This window comes from Lipingzhangella halophila, from assembly GCF_014203805.1.
In the GTDB taxonomy this organism is placed as follows: domain Bacteria; phylum Actinomycetota; class Actinomycetes; order Streptosporangiales; family Streptosporangiaceae; genus Lipingzhangella; species Lipingzhangella halophila.
This window is the reverse complement of record NZ_JACHJT010000001.1, coordinates 3,262,787-3,275,716: the sequence shown is the minus strand read 5'-3', so window position 1 is coordinate 3,275,716 and position 12,930 is coordinate 3,262,787. Positions and strand designations below refer to the sequence as shown.

The 12,930-nt window shown below is 69.3% G+C and carries 12 protein-coding genes and 1 tRNA gene; 7 read left to right on the top strand and 6 right to left on the bottom strand.

Annotation, left to right across the window (positions count from 1 at the left end; translation table 11 throughout):
* Positions 1 to 31: 31 nt before the first annotated feature.
* Entirely contained in the window at positions 32 to 772 is a 741-nt protein-coding gene (locus F4561_RS15135) for a hypothetical protein (protein ID WP_312885283.1), read from the bottom strand.
* 139 nt (positions 773 to 911) lie between these two features.
* Between F4561_RS15135 and F4561_RS15130 the strand changes: the two genes are divergently transcribed.
* The 4 genes from F4561_RS15130 (at position 912) to F4561_RS15115 (ending at position 5,380) form a co-directional block, all read left to right on the top strand.
* The gene (locus tag F4561_RS15130) at positions 912 to 1,691 is read left to right on the top strand and encodes a cupredoxin domain-containing protein (protein ID WP_246437205.1); all 780 of its coding nucleotides are present in this window, start codon (positions 912 to 914) and stop codon (positions 1,689 to 1,691) included.
* Entirely contained in the window at positions 1,688 to 3,013 is a 1,326-nt protein-coding gene (locus tag F4561_RS15125) for a hypothetical protein (RefSeq protein WP_184579619.1), read from the top strand. The genes F4561_RS15130 and F4561_RS15125 overlap by 4 nt, the downstream gene beginning before the upstream one ends.
* A 319-nt stretch (positions 3,014 to 3,332) precedes the next feature.
* Entirely contained in the window at positions 3,333 to 4,157 is an 825-nt protein-coding gene (locus tag F4561_RS15120; RefSeq protein ID WP_184579617.1) for a DUF899 family protein, read from the top strand.
* Positions 4,158 to 4,246: 89 nt separating this feature from the next.
* Positions 4,247 to 5,380 (top strand): IS630 family transposase, encoded by a 1,134-nt coding sequence (locus tag F4561_RS15115; protein ID WP_184579615.1) that lies wholly within the window; start codon positions 4,247 to 4,249, stop codon positions 5,378 to 5,380.
* 50 nt (positions 5,381 to 5,430) lie between these two features.
* Here the strand turns inward: F4561_RS15115 and F4561_RS15110 are convergent.
* The 4 genes from F4561_RS15110 to F4561_RS15095 all read right to left on the bottom strand — a co-directional run bounded on the left by F4561_RS15110 (position 5,431) and on the right by F4561_RS15095 (position 7,462).
* Positions 5,431 to 5,507 (bottom strand) — tRNA-Val (locus F4561_RS15110).
* Between the two features lie 326 nt (positions 5,508 to 5,833).
* Complete coding sequence (locus F4561_RS15105) at positions 5,834 to 6,295, bottom strand: peroxiredoxin (RefSeq protein WP_184579613.1); 462 nt, start codon at positions 6,293 to 6,295, stop codon at positions 5,834 to 5,836.
* A 149-nt stretch (positions 6,296 to 6,444) separates the two neighbouring features.
* Positions 6,445 to 6,876, bottom strand: a complete 432-nt coding sequence (locus F4561_RS15100; RefSeq protein ID WP_184579612.1) for a DUF3052 domain-containing protein — start codon at positions 6,874 to 6,876, stop codon at positions 6,445 to 6,447.
* Positions 6,877 to 7,033: 157 nt separating this feature from the next.
* Positions 7,034 to 7,462 carry a YjbQ family protein gene (locus F4561_RS15095; protein WP_184579610.1) on the bottom strand — a complete coding sequence of 143 codons (429 nt, stop codon included), beginning with the start codon at positions 7,460 to 7,462 and terminating at the stop codon, positions 7,034 to 7,036.
* 199 nt (positions 7,463 to 7,661) lie between these two features.
* Here F4561_RS15095 and F4561_RS15090 point away from each other — a divergent pair, with 199 nt between their 5' ends.
* Positions 7,662 to 9,434, top strand: coding sequence for a DUF7800 domain-containing protein (locus F4561_RS15090; RefSeq protein WP_184579608.1), 1,773 nt, complete (start codon positions 7,662 to 7,664; stop codon positions 9,432 to 9,434).
* Positions 9,435 to 9,466: 32 nt separating this feature from the next.
* Here F4561_RS15090 and F4561_RS15085 read toward each other — a convergent pair whose 3' ends face one another.
* Complete coding sequence (locus F4561_RS15085; RefSeq protein WP_221446020.1) at positions 9,467 to 10,267, bottom strand: putative hydro-lyase; 801 nt, start codon at positions 10,265 to 10,267, stop codon at positions 9,467 to 9,469.
* 288 nt (positions 10,268 to 10,555) lie between these two features.
* Between F4561_RS15085 and F4561_RS15080 the strand changes: the two genes are divergently transcribed.
* Both F4561_RS15080 and F4561_RS15075 read left to right on the top strand, forming a co-directional pair.
* A complete protein-coding gene (locus tag F4561_RS15080; RefSeq protein ID WP_184579606.1) occupies positions 10,556 to 11,170 on the top strand; it encodes a TetR/AcrR family transcriptional regulator in 615 nt (204 codons plus the stop codon).
* Positions 11,171 to 11,248: 78 nt separating this feature from the next.
* Positions 11,249 to 12,859, top strand: a complete 1,611-nt coding sequence (locus F4561_RS15075) for an MDR family MFS transporter (RefSeq protein ID WP_184579604.1) — start codon at positions 11,249 to 11,251, stop codon at positions 12,857 to 12,859.
* Positions 12,860 to 12,930 lie beyond the last annotated feature (71 nt).

The window sequence follows — 12,930 nt, the reverse complement described above, 5'->3', positions numbered from 1 at the left end:
CACGGAAAACCGCGGTGTTTGGGAAGGATGGTCACTCGCCGGGCTCGAAGTCGAAGTCGGCCGGCACGTCGGCGTCGTCGCCCTCGGGACCGTAGACCAGGGCGATCTGGCGGTGCTCGGTGAGCTCGATGGCGGCGGGATTGCCCTCGTGGAGTTCGCCGTCGACGTAGGCGCGCAGCGCGTTCTCCCCTTCGGCTTCCAGGCCGCCCAGGGTGGTCTCGTCCAGGCGCACGTCCCACTGGGCGAAGACCTGGCCGAGGTTGTAGCGCTGGTCGTCGGTGGGGGCCTCGACGTGTAGGACACCGCGTTCGTCGTGGGTGTGCAGCTCCGACATCGCGGTGCCCGCCGGGTGGATTCCCAGGTTGGCGGGCACGGTGACGGGTTCGCCGTCGACGATGATGTCGAGGTGGGCGTGGAAGTGCTTGGCCGTGCCCTCCATCGGTTCCACCCGCAGCCCGGCCTGCTCCGCCAGCGGAACCGGGTCCTCGGGCAGCGGCCACGGCGGCATGGCGGTGCTTTCCCCACTGACCGGCTCCGGTAGCGCGGCCTCGGCCTCCTCCCCGCCCGCCAGCTCGGTGACCCCCCAGCCGGCCAGCCCAATGAGCACGACGGCGGTAACGGCTATTGCGCCTACGAGTACGGCGCGTCGGCGGCGCTCGCGGCGGGCCTGCTCCTTGCGCATAGCGGCGACCTTCGGGGTGGGGCCCCGTTTGCGCTGAGCCGCCGAGGTGTTCTCCGAGGCGGCATGCTTATCCGGTCGGCCGGTTGACACGATCTGCAACCTCCACGCTGTGTTCGGGGCCGGTCCAAATATACCTACACAACTTAGGTGTATAGGTTATTGTGTCGCGGGAGTTTCCAGAACCGCTTCCAGGCGGGGAGTGGTCGATGTCGGGAGGGGATGTTCCGTTATGCCCGGACGCGTTCGAGTCGCACTCACCGGCGCGGTGACCGTATTCGCGATCGCCGGCTGCGCCAGTGGCTCCCCCGACGCGGACGCCGAGCCGTCGGATTCGCCTCCTTCGTCGTCTTCGGGGCATGACCACGAGCTACGGGAGGTCGAGGGCGATAGCGCGCCGTCGGTGAGCATGGAGGTGGCCGAGGACACCGACGCCGGGTGGAACGTCCATGTGCGGGCCGAGGACTTCGGGTTCACCCCGGGGAAGGTCGGGGAGGAGGCACGCGAGGGCGAGGGACACGCGCACCTCTACGTCGACGACGAGAAGGTCGCCCGCGTCTACGGTCCCTGGCATCACCTGCCCGCTTCGGCGGTGCCCGAGGGGGAGCACACCCTGTCGGTACATCTGTCGGCCAACGACCACAGCTCCTGGGCCCTCGACGGTGAGCCGATCAGCGACAGCACCATGATCACCGGAAGTGGTGGCGACGAGGGGGAGCACTCCCACACGTCCCGGGACACCGGTCCTGCCGATGTCACGGCGGAAATCAGCGTGCAGGACGGCACGGTGTCGCCGGAGCCCGGCCGGGTGGAGGTAGAGCAGGGCCAAAGCGTGCGCCTCACGGTGGACAGCGACAGCAGTGACACCGTGCACCTGCATGGCTACGACATCGAAGAACCGGTCACCCCGGACGAGCCCGCCACTCTCAGCTTCACCGCCGACCAGAGCGGGCTCTTCGAGCTGGAGACCCACGAGTCCCACACCCTGCTCACCCAGGTTGCCGTCGAATGAATGAGACACTCGTCCTGGCCCACGGGGTCGGCGGGCGCGAGGATCTGCCGCTGCCGTTCTCCTATGCGCTGGCCGGCGCCGCGATCGCGCTGGTGGTCTCCTTTGTCGCGCTCGGCCTGGCCTGGCGCCGCCCTCGCCTCTCCGGTGCGGCCGCCGGGCGCCCCCTGCCCGGCCGCCTCCAAGCCGTCCTCGACGGTCTTCCAATGCGCTGGGCGCTGCGCGCATTCGGCCTGGCGGTAACAGTGTTCGTCGCCGTGGCCGCGGTGTTCGGCCCCAACGACGCGCTCAACCCCGCACCCGGGTTCGTCTATGTCCTGTTCTGGGTCGGCCTGGTCCCCGCGTCGCTCCTGTTCGGGCCGGTGTGGCGGCTACTCAACCCCCTGCGCACGATCCACCTGTGTCTGGCCCGGCTGGCCCGCACCCCGCCGGAACGTGGGCTGTTGCCCTACCCCGCGTGGCTGGGCTACTGGCCGGCCGCGGCCGGGCTGTTCGCCTTCACCTGGCTGGAGCTGGTCTGGCCACACAGTGCCGACCTGGTCAACCTGCGGCTGTGGTTCACCGGTTACGCGGCGCTCCAGATGTTGGGAGCGCTGGCCTTCGGCGGCCGCTGGTTCGACCGCGGCGACGCCTTCGAGGTCTACTCCGCACTCATCGGGCGGCTGTCCCCCTTGGGGCGCCGCGCGGACGGCCGCCTCGTGCTCCGCAACCCGTTCAACGGCCTCGACGGGCTGGCTCCGGCGGCCGGGCTCGCGGCCACAGTGGCGGTGCTGCTGGGCAGCACCGCCTACGACAGCGTTTCCAACGCCCCCTGGTGGGCCGGGTTCCTCCAATCGGGCCCGCTGTCCGGCGTGGCCGGCGGCACGCTCGGGCTCATCGGGGCTGTGCTGCTGGTCGCCGTGTTGCTCACGATGGGGGCCAGGGCCGCGGGCGCCATCGCCGCGACGCCGCACGCCGGGTTGCCGACAGCCTTCGCACACTCCGTCATCCCGGTGGCCGTGGGCTATCTGGTGGCGCACTACTTTTCCCTGCTGCTGTTCGAGGGCCAGCGCACCCTGGTGCTCGCCTCCGACCCGCTGGGCACCGGCGCGGACCTGTTCGGCACCGCCGACCACGCAGTGGACTTCACGATCGTCACCCCGGCGACGATCGCCCTGGTGCAGGTGATCGCGGTCGTGTGCGGCCACGTCCTCGGCGTCATCGCCGCGCACGACCGCGCGCTGCTCCGCTTCCCCCGCCGGAGGGCCGTGCTCACCCAGATCCCGCTGCTCGTGCTCATGATCGCCTACACCATCGGCGGCCTCACCCTGCTGTTCGCCACCTGAGGACGCTCCACCGTGCCACCCGCGGTTTCCCGGGGGGTGGTGACCTCTCTTGCCACCGGTTCGCCTCCGCGAGGGCCGCGTCGCCGCCCGCGTTACTGAGGTTCGTATGCCGTTCTTCGGCCGTCCGCGGAAGACTAGTGCCGCATCAGGCAACGTTCGCCCTGCTGTGATGCGGCGATGCGGATGTCGTTTCGAGTTGGGTATATCCGCGAGACCATCGGGGCCCGACTGGGAGCCGGAACGACCTGCGTGCCCTCGGGGAGGCACCACGCACGATCATGACTGAATCCAGGAGACGATCAGTAAAGGTAGGACGATCATGAACGATGATTCGAAGAACAACGACACCTCTGCGCTGCCGCCGGTCGTCGACCGGGACACCTGGCAGGCCGAAGTAGATGCGCTGCGGATTCGGGAGAAGGCCCATACCCGTGAAGGTGACGCGATCGCGGCGGCCCGCCGGAGCCTGCCCATGGTGGAGGTGGATGCCGGCCTTGCGCTGATCGGACCGAACGGGCCGGTGACCCTGCTGGACGCGTTCGAAGGACGTCGACAGCTCATCGCCTACTACTTCATGTGGTGGCCCGGCCGGCCCGCGCCCGAGCAGTGCGAGGGCTGCACGTTGTTCCTCAGCCAGGTCGGCGAGCTGTCCTACCTGCACTCCCGTGACATCACCTACGCAGTGTTCAGCCAGGGCCGCAACACCGCGTTCGGCCCGGCCGATGCCCAGGTGTCCTACGACGAAAGCGTCCGCTATCGCGACTTCATGGGCTGGGACATGCCGTGGTACTCGGCACAGCCCTCCCTTGACGCGCTCCTCGTCGGTCGCCAGCGCGGCCTGATGCACCTCGTGTGCTACGTGCGGGAGGGCGACCGCGTTTTCGAGACCTACTGGACGTCGCGCCGCGGCGTGGAGGCGATGGACTACAGCTACGCGCTCATGGACCTCACCGTGTTCGGGCGCCAGGAGCCGTGGGAGGACTCGCCTTCCGGCTGGCCGCAACCGCAGGTTGACAGGGAGTCGGCACACATGCGGACCAACGGACGCCCCACCGCCCAGTGGCCGCGAATCCACGCCGGGCACTCCGACGACTTCGGAACCGCGGAGACAGGAACAGCGCCCATGCCTCACAACTGTCACTAATGCCGTATAAGAGAATCTTTGCCTCGTGGTGATGTGACGCGCCGGCCGGAGGCTGGGCCGGGTGGGCGTGGTGTCGCCAGGCTGTGCGGGTGGCAGAACGAGTACGCGTTCGCGGGATCGATGACGACGAGGGCCGGCGCCTGCTGCGGATCGTCCGCAAAGGCACGGGGTCGATGGTGACCTGGCGGCGAGCGCAGATGGTGCTGCTGTCCGCGCAGGGCATGCCCGTGGTGAAGATCGCGGAGGTAACGTTCACCAGTGAGGACCGGGGCCGGGATGTGATCCACAACTTCAACGCCGACGGGTTCGATTCGCTTTACCCGAAGTACAAGGGTGGTCGGCCGAAGACCTTCACGCTGCCCGAGCGCCGCGAGATCAAAAAGATCGCCAAGTCCAAGCCGGCCGAGCACCGCTTGCCGTTTTCGACCTGGAGCCTGACCAAGCTGGCCGATTTCCTGGCCGCCGAGGGGGTGGTCGACGACATCAGCCACGAGTGCCTGCGCATCCTGCTCCGCGAGGAGGGCGTGTCATTTCAACGCATAAAGACCTGGAAGACCTCCCGCGACCCCGACTACGCAGCCAAGAAGGCCCGCGTCGAGCACCTCTACGCCCTCGCCGACGGCGAGGTCATACCCGAGGACGGCGAACCCGACGTCATCTTCTGCCTGGACGAGTTCGGGCCGCTCAACCTGATGCCCCACCCGGGGCAGCAGTGGGCCGAACGCGGCGGACGGCACAAGGACCCCGACCGCGAGCCCCGGCCCCGCAGGCGGGCGACCTATACCCGCCCGCACGGCGTCAGGCACCTGTTCGCCGCCTACGACCTGGGCAAGGACAAGCTCTACGGCCACATCAAGCCGAAGAAGAACCGGACAAGCTTTCTGGAGTTCTGCCGCTACCTGCGCACTCTCTACCCGCCCCAGACCCGGATCGCGATCGTGCTGGACAACTTCTCCCCGCACCTGACCACGCAGAAGGACGCTGGGGTCGGCAACTGGGCCGCGGCCAACAACGTCGAGCTCGCCTACACGCCGACCAACAGTTCCTGGCTGAACCGCATCGAGGCCCAGTTCACCGCCCTGCGCTACTTCACCCTGGACGGCACCGACCACGCCAGCCACAAGGATCAGGGCAGCATGATCCGCCGCTACATCATCTGGCGGAATCGTCACGCCGCCGATCAGCGCCTACGCGAAGTCGTCGACAGGGCGAACGTTGCCTGATGCGGCACTAGATCAGAGCCCATCGTGGGTTGGCTGCTGCCGTGATTGTCTGGTGGGCGCGAGAGGACTCGAACCTCCGACCGCTCGGTTGTAAGCCGAGAGCTCTAACCGACTGAGCTACGCGCCCGAATGGGTTGTGGCCGTGCGGAAAAATCGTACCGCTTCACGGCATGCGATGGGACCGTGTTGCGTTCGGCGGCAGCGGACCGGAACCGCGCCCGTGCCGGGCGGGCGCGCTGACGCACCCCCGCGAACGGGCCCCAGCACGCCGTGGTGGCCGCCCGATCCCGCCGGAGCCGTGCCCGGTACCGCTCCCGGTGGCTGCCCCGCCCGCAGGCGGCCAGCTCCCTAGCGGTACCGGCACGGTATCGCACGATCCTCCGGCGCGCAGGGGCTTTTCCTTGGTGGGAGCCCGGGCGGCACGGCCGCTCACGCTCCCACCATCGCACTCACCTAGCTCAGCTCGGCGAGCGCCTTGCGGTAGGAGTCGAGGTCGCGAGCCTCGGAGATCGGGTTGACGACCTTCCAGCGGACGACACCCTCCTTGTCGATCAGGAAAGTGCCCCGCACGGCGACGCCCTTGTCCTCGTCGAAGACGCCGTAGCTGCGGGCGACCTCGCCGTGCGGCCAGAAGTCCGAGAGCAGCGGATACTCCAGGTTCTCCTGGTCGGCCCACGCGCGGTGCGCGAACATCGAGTCGACCGAGATGCTCAGCAACTGCACGTCGTCGGTCTGGAACTCACCGATGTTGTCGCGGATCTCGCACAGCTCGCCGCTGCACACACCGGAGAACGCCAGCGGGTAGAACACCACCACGGTGTTCTTGCGGCCCCGAAAGTCCGACAGCCGCACGGTCTGGCCGTGCTGATCGGTGAGCGCGAAGTCGGGTGCGCTCTGGCCGGCCTCGATCGACATGTCCGTCCTCACATTCCGCGTTCTGTTAGCCGTAGGTATCGCACTAGTGGCCTGCCGCCCGCCCATCTGGACGGGCGGCACACTTCCTAGCTCACCCTAGGCCAAGCGGCACCCGGACACGGCTCCGGACCGGGTGCGACGGGATCGAGTCACCGCTGCATCTTGGGGGCAACCAGGCGGGTCCCCGACCAGTCGGCTCCGGCGCTGACAGCACTGGTCTGCGACAGTCCGGCGGTGGTCGCGGCCTCGGCAACGTCGTTCGGCGGCACGTGGCCTTCGCGGCCGGCCTTGGGAGTCAGCACCAGGATGGCCCCGCCACCCTCGACCGCCCCGAGAACGTCGACGAGAACGTCGGTAAGATCGTCCTCCTCGTCGTCCCGCCACCACAGCAACGCGGCGTCCACGACGCCGTCGTAGTCCTCATCGACCAGCTCTTCACCGGTGCGCTCGGCGATCGACGCGCGCAGTTGCTCGTCCACGTCGTCGTCGAAACCGAATTCCTGCACCACCTGACCCGGTTTGAACCCGAGTCGATCGGCCAGGCCGCGTTCGCTTTGTGCCTGGCCCGCGGTCGCGCTCACGAAAGTCCTCCTCCACACTCTTTATTGCGTCGCCCGTCGTGGGGACGGGCCCGGCCGTACGCGGCCCGTTATCGGGTCGATCCCGCCGTTGCTCGCTTAGTTCACACGGTGGGGGCCTGTCCCGTCAACGCGTCACCGCCCCCCTGTGACTCCGCACCTACCATCCTGCTCCGTTAACCGGGCTCGTCAAGAAGGACAGCCGTACGTTCCTGCTGGTGTTGTCCTTGTTCAGGTCAACGATGGCGATGGACTGCCAGGTCCCCAGCTCGGGCCGGCCCGAGAGCACCGGGACCGCGGTCTGCGGCGGCACCATCGCCGGCATGACGTGATCACGGCCGTGTCCCGGCGAGCCGTGGCGGTGCCGCCACCGGTCGTCGGGCGGGAGCAGGTCCCGCAGGGCCGCGAGCAGGTCATCGTCCGAGCCCGCGCCCAACTCCATTATCGCCACTCCGGCCGTCGCGTGTGGGACGAAGACGTGCAGCAGCCCGTCACCACCGGTTTCGGAGGTGAACTCGCGACATTGCGCCGTGATATCGGTGACGCTCTCGGCGCCACCGGTATGCAGATCGATGAGTTTTGTCCGCATGCGGCAACGTTTACCCACCTGATCCGCGGTTCCAACCTCCGCGGCCCGTGCCGTCAGGATGACCAGACGCAGCGGTGCTGTTCCCCCAAGCTGATCTGACATCGGGACCCAACGTCGGCATACTCGGTACCGCCCGGACGGGACGGGCCACGGCCGGGGTCACCCGGTCCCGGAACGGGCACTACGACAAGGAGTGGACATGGGCGCTGCTTTACGGCTTGGCCCGATGCTTCGGCAGGTGACGGAGACATCGGCGACCATCTGGGTGGAGACCGACGCGGCGTGCTCCGTCACTGTCACGGCGGCCGGCCACCGGGCCGACGCACCGACCTTCACCGTGCACGGCCACCACTACGCCGTCTGCGAGCTCACCGGGCTGCCCCCTGGCTCGGCGGCACCCTACGAGGTCCAGCTCGACGGTGTGCCGGTGTGGCCCGAAGCCGGCTCCGAGTACCCGCCGAGCCTCGTGCGCACACTGGACAACTCCGCGCCCGTGCGTATCCTGTTCGGCTCCTGCCACATGGCCACCGACCACTCGCCCGAGACGGAGCGGACCTACGGCACCGACATGCTCCGCGCCCAGGCGCTGCGGCTCGCCGACCAGCGAAGGGCCCAGGGCCCCGGCGCGACCGCCGGCGCCGCCGAGCCCACGTACCTGCTGCTGATCGGTGACCAGGTCTACGCCGACGAGCTGCAACCCGAGATGCGGCAGTACCTCCGCGAGAGCCGCGCCGCCCCCACCGCCACCGCTGGGGCCAACCCGGACCGCGCGGCCGCGGAGCCGCCCGAGGACGAGGTCGTCTTCTTCGACGAGTACGCCGAGCTGTACCGGCAGGCGTGGACGGACCCGGACATCCGCTGGCTGCTGTCGACCGTGCCGACCCTCATGCTCTTCGACGACCACGACATCCGCGACGACTGGAACACCTCCGGTACCTGGCGCCGCGAAATCGCCGAGAACCCGTGGTGGGCGCCCCGCATAACGTCGGGCCTCGGCGCCTACTGGATCTACCAGCATCTCGGTAACCTCTCCCCGGAACAGCGCCGCGCCGATCCCGTGTTCGGCAAGGTCCTCGCGGAGGACGACGCCGGCGGGGTCGTGGACGCCTTCGCCTGGTGCGCCCACATCGACCCGTACAGCTACCGCTGGAGCCACCGGCACAATGTGGGCAACACCCGCCTCGTGCTGATCGACACCCGATGCGGCCGGGTCGTCGACGACGACCGGCAACGCAACATACTCGACCGGGAAGAGCGGGTGTGGCTGGACAAGCAGTTCACCGGCGACGTCGACCACCTGGTCATCGCCAGCACGCTGCCGTACCTGCTGCCCGCGAGCGTGCACCATCTGGAGGCGTGGAACGAGGCCGTGTGCGCGGGGAGCTGGGGGAGTGCGCTGCGCGGCCCCGGTGAGAAGCTGCGCCAGGCCGTCGACCTGGAGCACTGGGCCGCGTTCCAGAGGTCGTTCCGCTGGGTGGCCGACTCCATCACGCAGGTGGCGGCCGGCCAACGGGGTGCCGCGCCGGCGAGTGTGCTGTTCCTCGGGGGCGACGTGCACTTCTCCTATCTCGCGCGGGCGCGCCCGCGCGGGAGGGCTCGGCGGTCGGGCGTGGAGGGCGTTTCCACGGGTACCTCGGGCACCGCGATCGCCCAACTGGTTTCCTCGCCGCTGCGCAACAGGATGCCGTCGCTGATCGGCAAGCTCACCCGGGTGGCCGCGTCGCCGGTCGCCGGCGCGGCCGCGGCCGTGCTCGCGCGCCTCGCCGGAGTCCGGCGCCCGGCACTGGCCTGGCGGCTCGACCGCGGGCCCTGGTACGGCAACGTGCTGGCCACCCTGTCCCTCAGTGGCCGCAGCGCCGAGGTCGCATGGGACCAGGTCGCCCCCTCCGGCGCGTCGGCCGGTGCCGACGCCCCCGACACCGACGCTCGGCCGGAGGTGCACGAGCTGGCCCGCCACCGGATCGCGAACTAAGGGGCCCGGTTCCGCCGGCTGGCCGCCGGAGGTCAGGGGAGCTGGTAGGCGGTGTCGCGGGCGTCCGTGATGGCCATGTGCCCCGGCGCGTGGCCGATCGCGAACTCCGGCGCGGAGGCCATGACCGCGGCCTGCGGCGTGACGCCGCACGCCCAGAACACCGGGGTCTCCCCGGGGCGGATCTCGACGGGCTCACCGAAGTCGGGACGGTCGATGTCGTCGATCCCGAGGGCGGCCGGGTGGCCCACGTGTACCGGGGCGCCGTGCACCGCCGGGTAGCGGGAGGTGATGCGCACGGCGTCGGCCACGCGTTCGGCCGGAACCGGGCGCATCGACACCACCAGTGGGCCGGACAGCTTCCCGGCGGGACGGCACGGCCGGCTCGTCCGGTACATCGGGACATTGCTCCCGGACTCGATGTGCCGCACCGGGATTCCGGCGTCCAGTAGCGCTCCCTCGAAGGTGAAGCTGCAGCCGATGAGGAAGGCGACGAGGTCGCTCCGCCACGCGCCGCGGGCGTCGGCGATCTCCTCGACCAGCTCACCGTGCCGGTAGAGGCGGTACGCGGGCAGGTCGGTGCGCAGGTCGCCGTCGAGGATGGCCGCCCCCGTCTCGCCCTCCTCGGCGACGTCGAGGACGGGGCAGGACTTCGGGTTGCGCTGCGCGAACAGCAGGAAGTCGAAGGCCAGGTCGCGCGGCAGCGCGATGAGGTTCGCCTGGGTGCGGCCGGCGCAGTACCCGGAGGTGGGCACGCGCAGCCCGGCGCGGAACAGTGCACGGGCCTCGTGCGGCGACAGTGCCGCGGGCTCGGCGGGCGGGTCGGCCTGGCGCATCCGCTCACTCCTCACGTTGCAATGGTCCAGCGACCAGGGACGTCGCAATGAAGCCGCGGACGGGTACGAGCCCTGAAGGGGCTCCGCGCGACCGCGGTCGGCGCGACCGCGACGTGCTGCCCGCCACGGTAGCCGCGGCGCGGCGCGCCGACGAGAGCACCGCCCCACCGCTTGCCGGCTGCTGCGCGTCACTGAGAGGCAGCCAATGATTTCAGGAAGTGCAGATTTGCACTTAATGCAAAAATGTCCGAGAATGGTGGGCGGCGATGCTGGGAAACGGGGGCAGATATGGGGTTGCGCGAGCGGAAGAAGCTCGCGACTCGCCGTGCGCTCGAGCGCGAGGCGGTGCGTCTCGCGCTCGAACACGGCGTGGACAAGGTGACGGTGGACGACATCGCCGCGGCGGCCGACGTCTCGACCCGCACCTTCTTCAACTACTTCGCGTCGAAGGACGACGCGCTGGTGAGTACCGGACCGCCGCAGCCCTCACCGGAGGCGCGCGAGGAGTTCATCGGGGGCGGGCCCACCGGTGACCTGATCGAGGACCTGAAGTCCTATCTCGCCTCGGTCACCGACGGCGACCACGACGACCTGCGCGAGATCATGGCCAAGGTCCGGATGCGCGAGCGCCTGGTGGAGCAGGAGCCGCAACTCGTCCCGCGCATGATGTCGAACTTCGTCTCCATGGAGCGCGCCATGGCCGACGACATGGCCGCCCGCCTGGGGGGCGGGCCCGACGACATCGCTCCGCAGCTCGTGTCGGCGCTCGCCGCGACGCTGACCCGGTTCGCGGTCCGCCGGATCGAGACCGTCGACGGCGACACCCGCGTCGACCTGCGCCGGTTGCTCGACGAGACCTTCGACACCCTCCAGGCGACGTTACTGCCGCCCGCCAAGAGTTGACCGCTCCGAACCCGCATCGCGCGGCCTGACCGCCGCGCCGCTCGCCACCACAACCACGGGGAAAACGAGGTTCACCGTATGAGCAGCACCGAACCCGGACAGCGGTTACCAGGGGACTCCGCGTCGGTGTCCACCTCCGACGAGGCCAAACCCCGCCCCCGGCCCGGGCTCGGGTGGATCTTCCTCAGCCTCATGCTGGCCATGCTGCTGGCCGCGCTCGACCAGACCATCGTCTCGACGGCGCTGCCCACGATCGTCGGCGAGCTCAACGGCCTGGAGCAGCTCTCGTGGGTGATCACCGCCTACATGCTGGCGGCGACAGTGGGCCTGCCCATCTACGGCAAGGCCGGCGACATCTTCGGGCGCAAGAGCATCTTCCTGCTCGCCATCTCCATGTTCCTTGTGGGCTCGATCCTGTGCGGCCTCGCGCAGAACATGACGCAGTTGATCCTGTTCCGCGCGCTGCAGGGACTCGGCGGCGGCGGCCTGATGATCGGCGCCCAGGCGATCATCGGCGACGTCGTTCCGGCCCGTGAGCGGGGCCGCTACATGGGCGTGATGGGCTCGGTCTTCGCCGTGGCGTCGGTCGCCGGACCGCTCCTCGGCGGGTTCTTCACCGACCACCTCGACTGGCGCTGGATCTTCTACATCAACATGCCGCTCGGCGCGCTCGCGATGATCGTCGCAGCGGTGGTGCTGCGGCTGCCCAAGCCGAGCGGGCCCAAGCCCAAGCTCGACTTCCTCGGAACCGCGCTGCTGGCGTCGGCGAGCGTCTGCCTTGTGCTGTTCACGAGCTGGGGCGGCAGCGAGTACGACTGGGGCAGTCCGGTCATCGTCGGCCTCGGCGCGGGCGCGGCCGTCACCGTGTTCCTGCTGGTGCTCGTGGAGCAGCGCGCGAGCGAGCCGATCCTCCCGCTGTACCTGTTCCGCGAACGCAACTTCGTGCTGTGCGCCCTGATCGGCGCCACGGTGGGCATCGCGATGTTCTCGACGGTGGCCTACCTGCCCACCTTCATGCAGATGGTCAACGGCGCCAGCGCCACCGAGTCCGGGCTGCGGATGCTGCCGATCATGATCGGAATGCTGAGCTCCTCCGTCACCACCGGCCGGATCATCTCCGCGACCGGCCGCTATAAGCTGTGGCCCATCATCGGGACCTCGACCATCATGCTCGGGCTGGTGCTGCTGTCCCGGATGGACGAGAACACCGGCTACTCCTACAACGCCAGCGCGATGCTGGTGCTGGGACTCGGGGTCGGCATGGTGATGCAGAACCTGGTGCTGATCGTGCAGAACTCCGCGCCGCGCGCCGCGCTCGGGGCGGCGACCTCGGCGAACAACTACTTCCGGCAGATCGGCGCCTCGTTCGGGATCGCGGTGTTCGGTTCGATCTTCGTCAGCCGGCTGCAGGACAGGATGGCCGACCGCGGAGGCATGCCGGAGGGGGTGGAGGTCCAGGGAGGCGAAAGCGGCATCAACTCGCTCACGCCCGAGATGCTGCGGTCCTTCCCCGAACCGGTACGCGAGATGATCGTCCAGGCGTTCGCCGGGGCCCTGCCGCCGGTGTTCCTCTACGGAGTCCCGATCGTGCTGCTCGGCCTGGTGGCGAGCCTCTTCATCGAGGAGAAGCCGCTGTCCACCACGGTCGGACCGGAAGAGGAGACCAAGGAGGAACCCGCGAAGGCGTGACCACTGGGCGCGAGAGCCGGTGGACACCGGGACACCCGCACCGGTGGACGCGCGGCGTGGTGGTCCGTGCG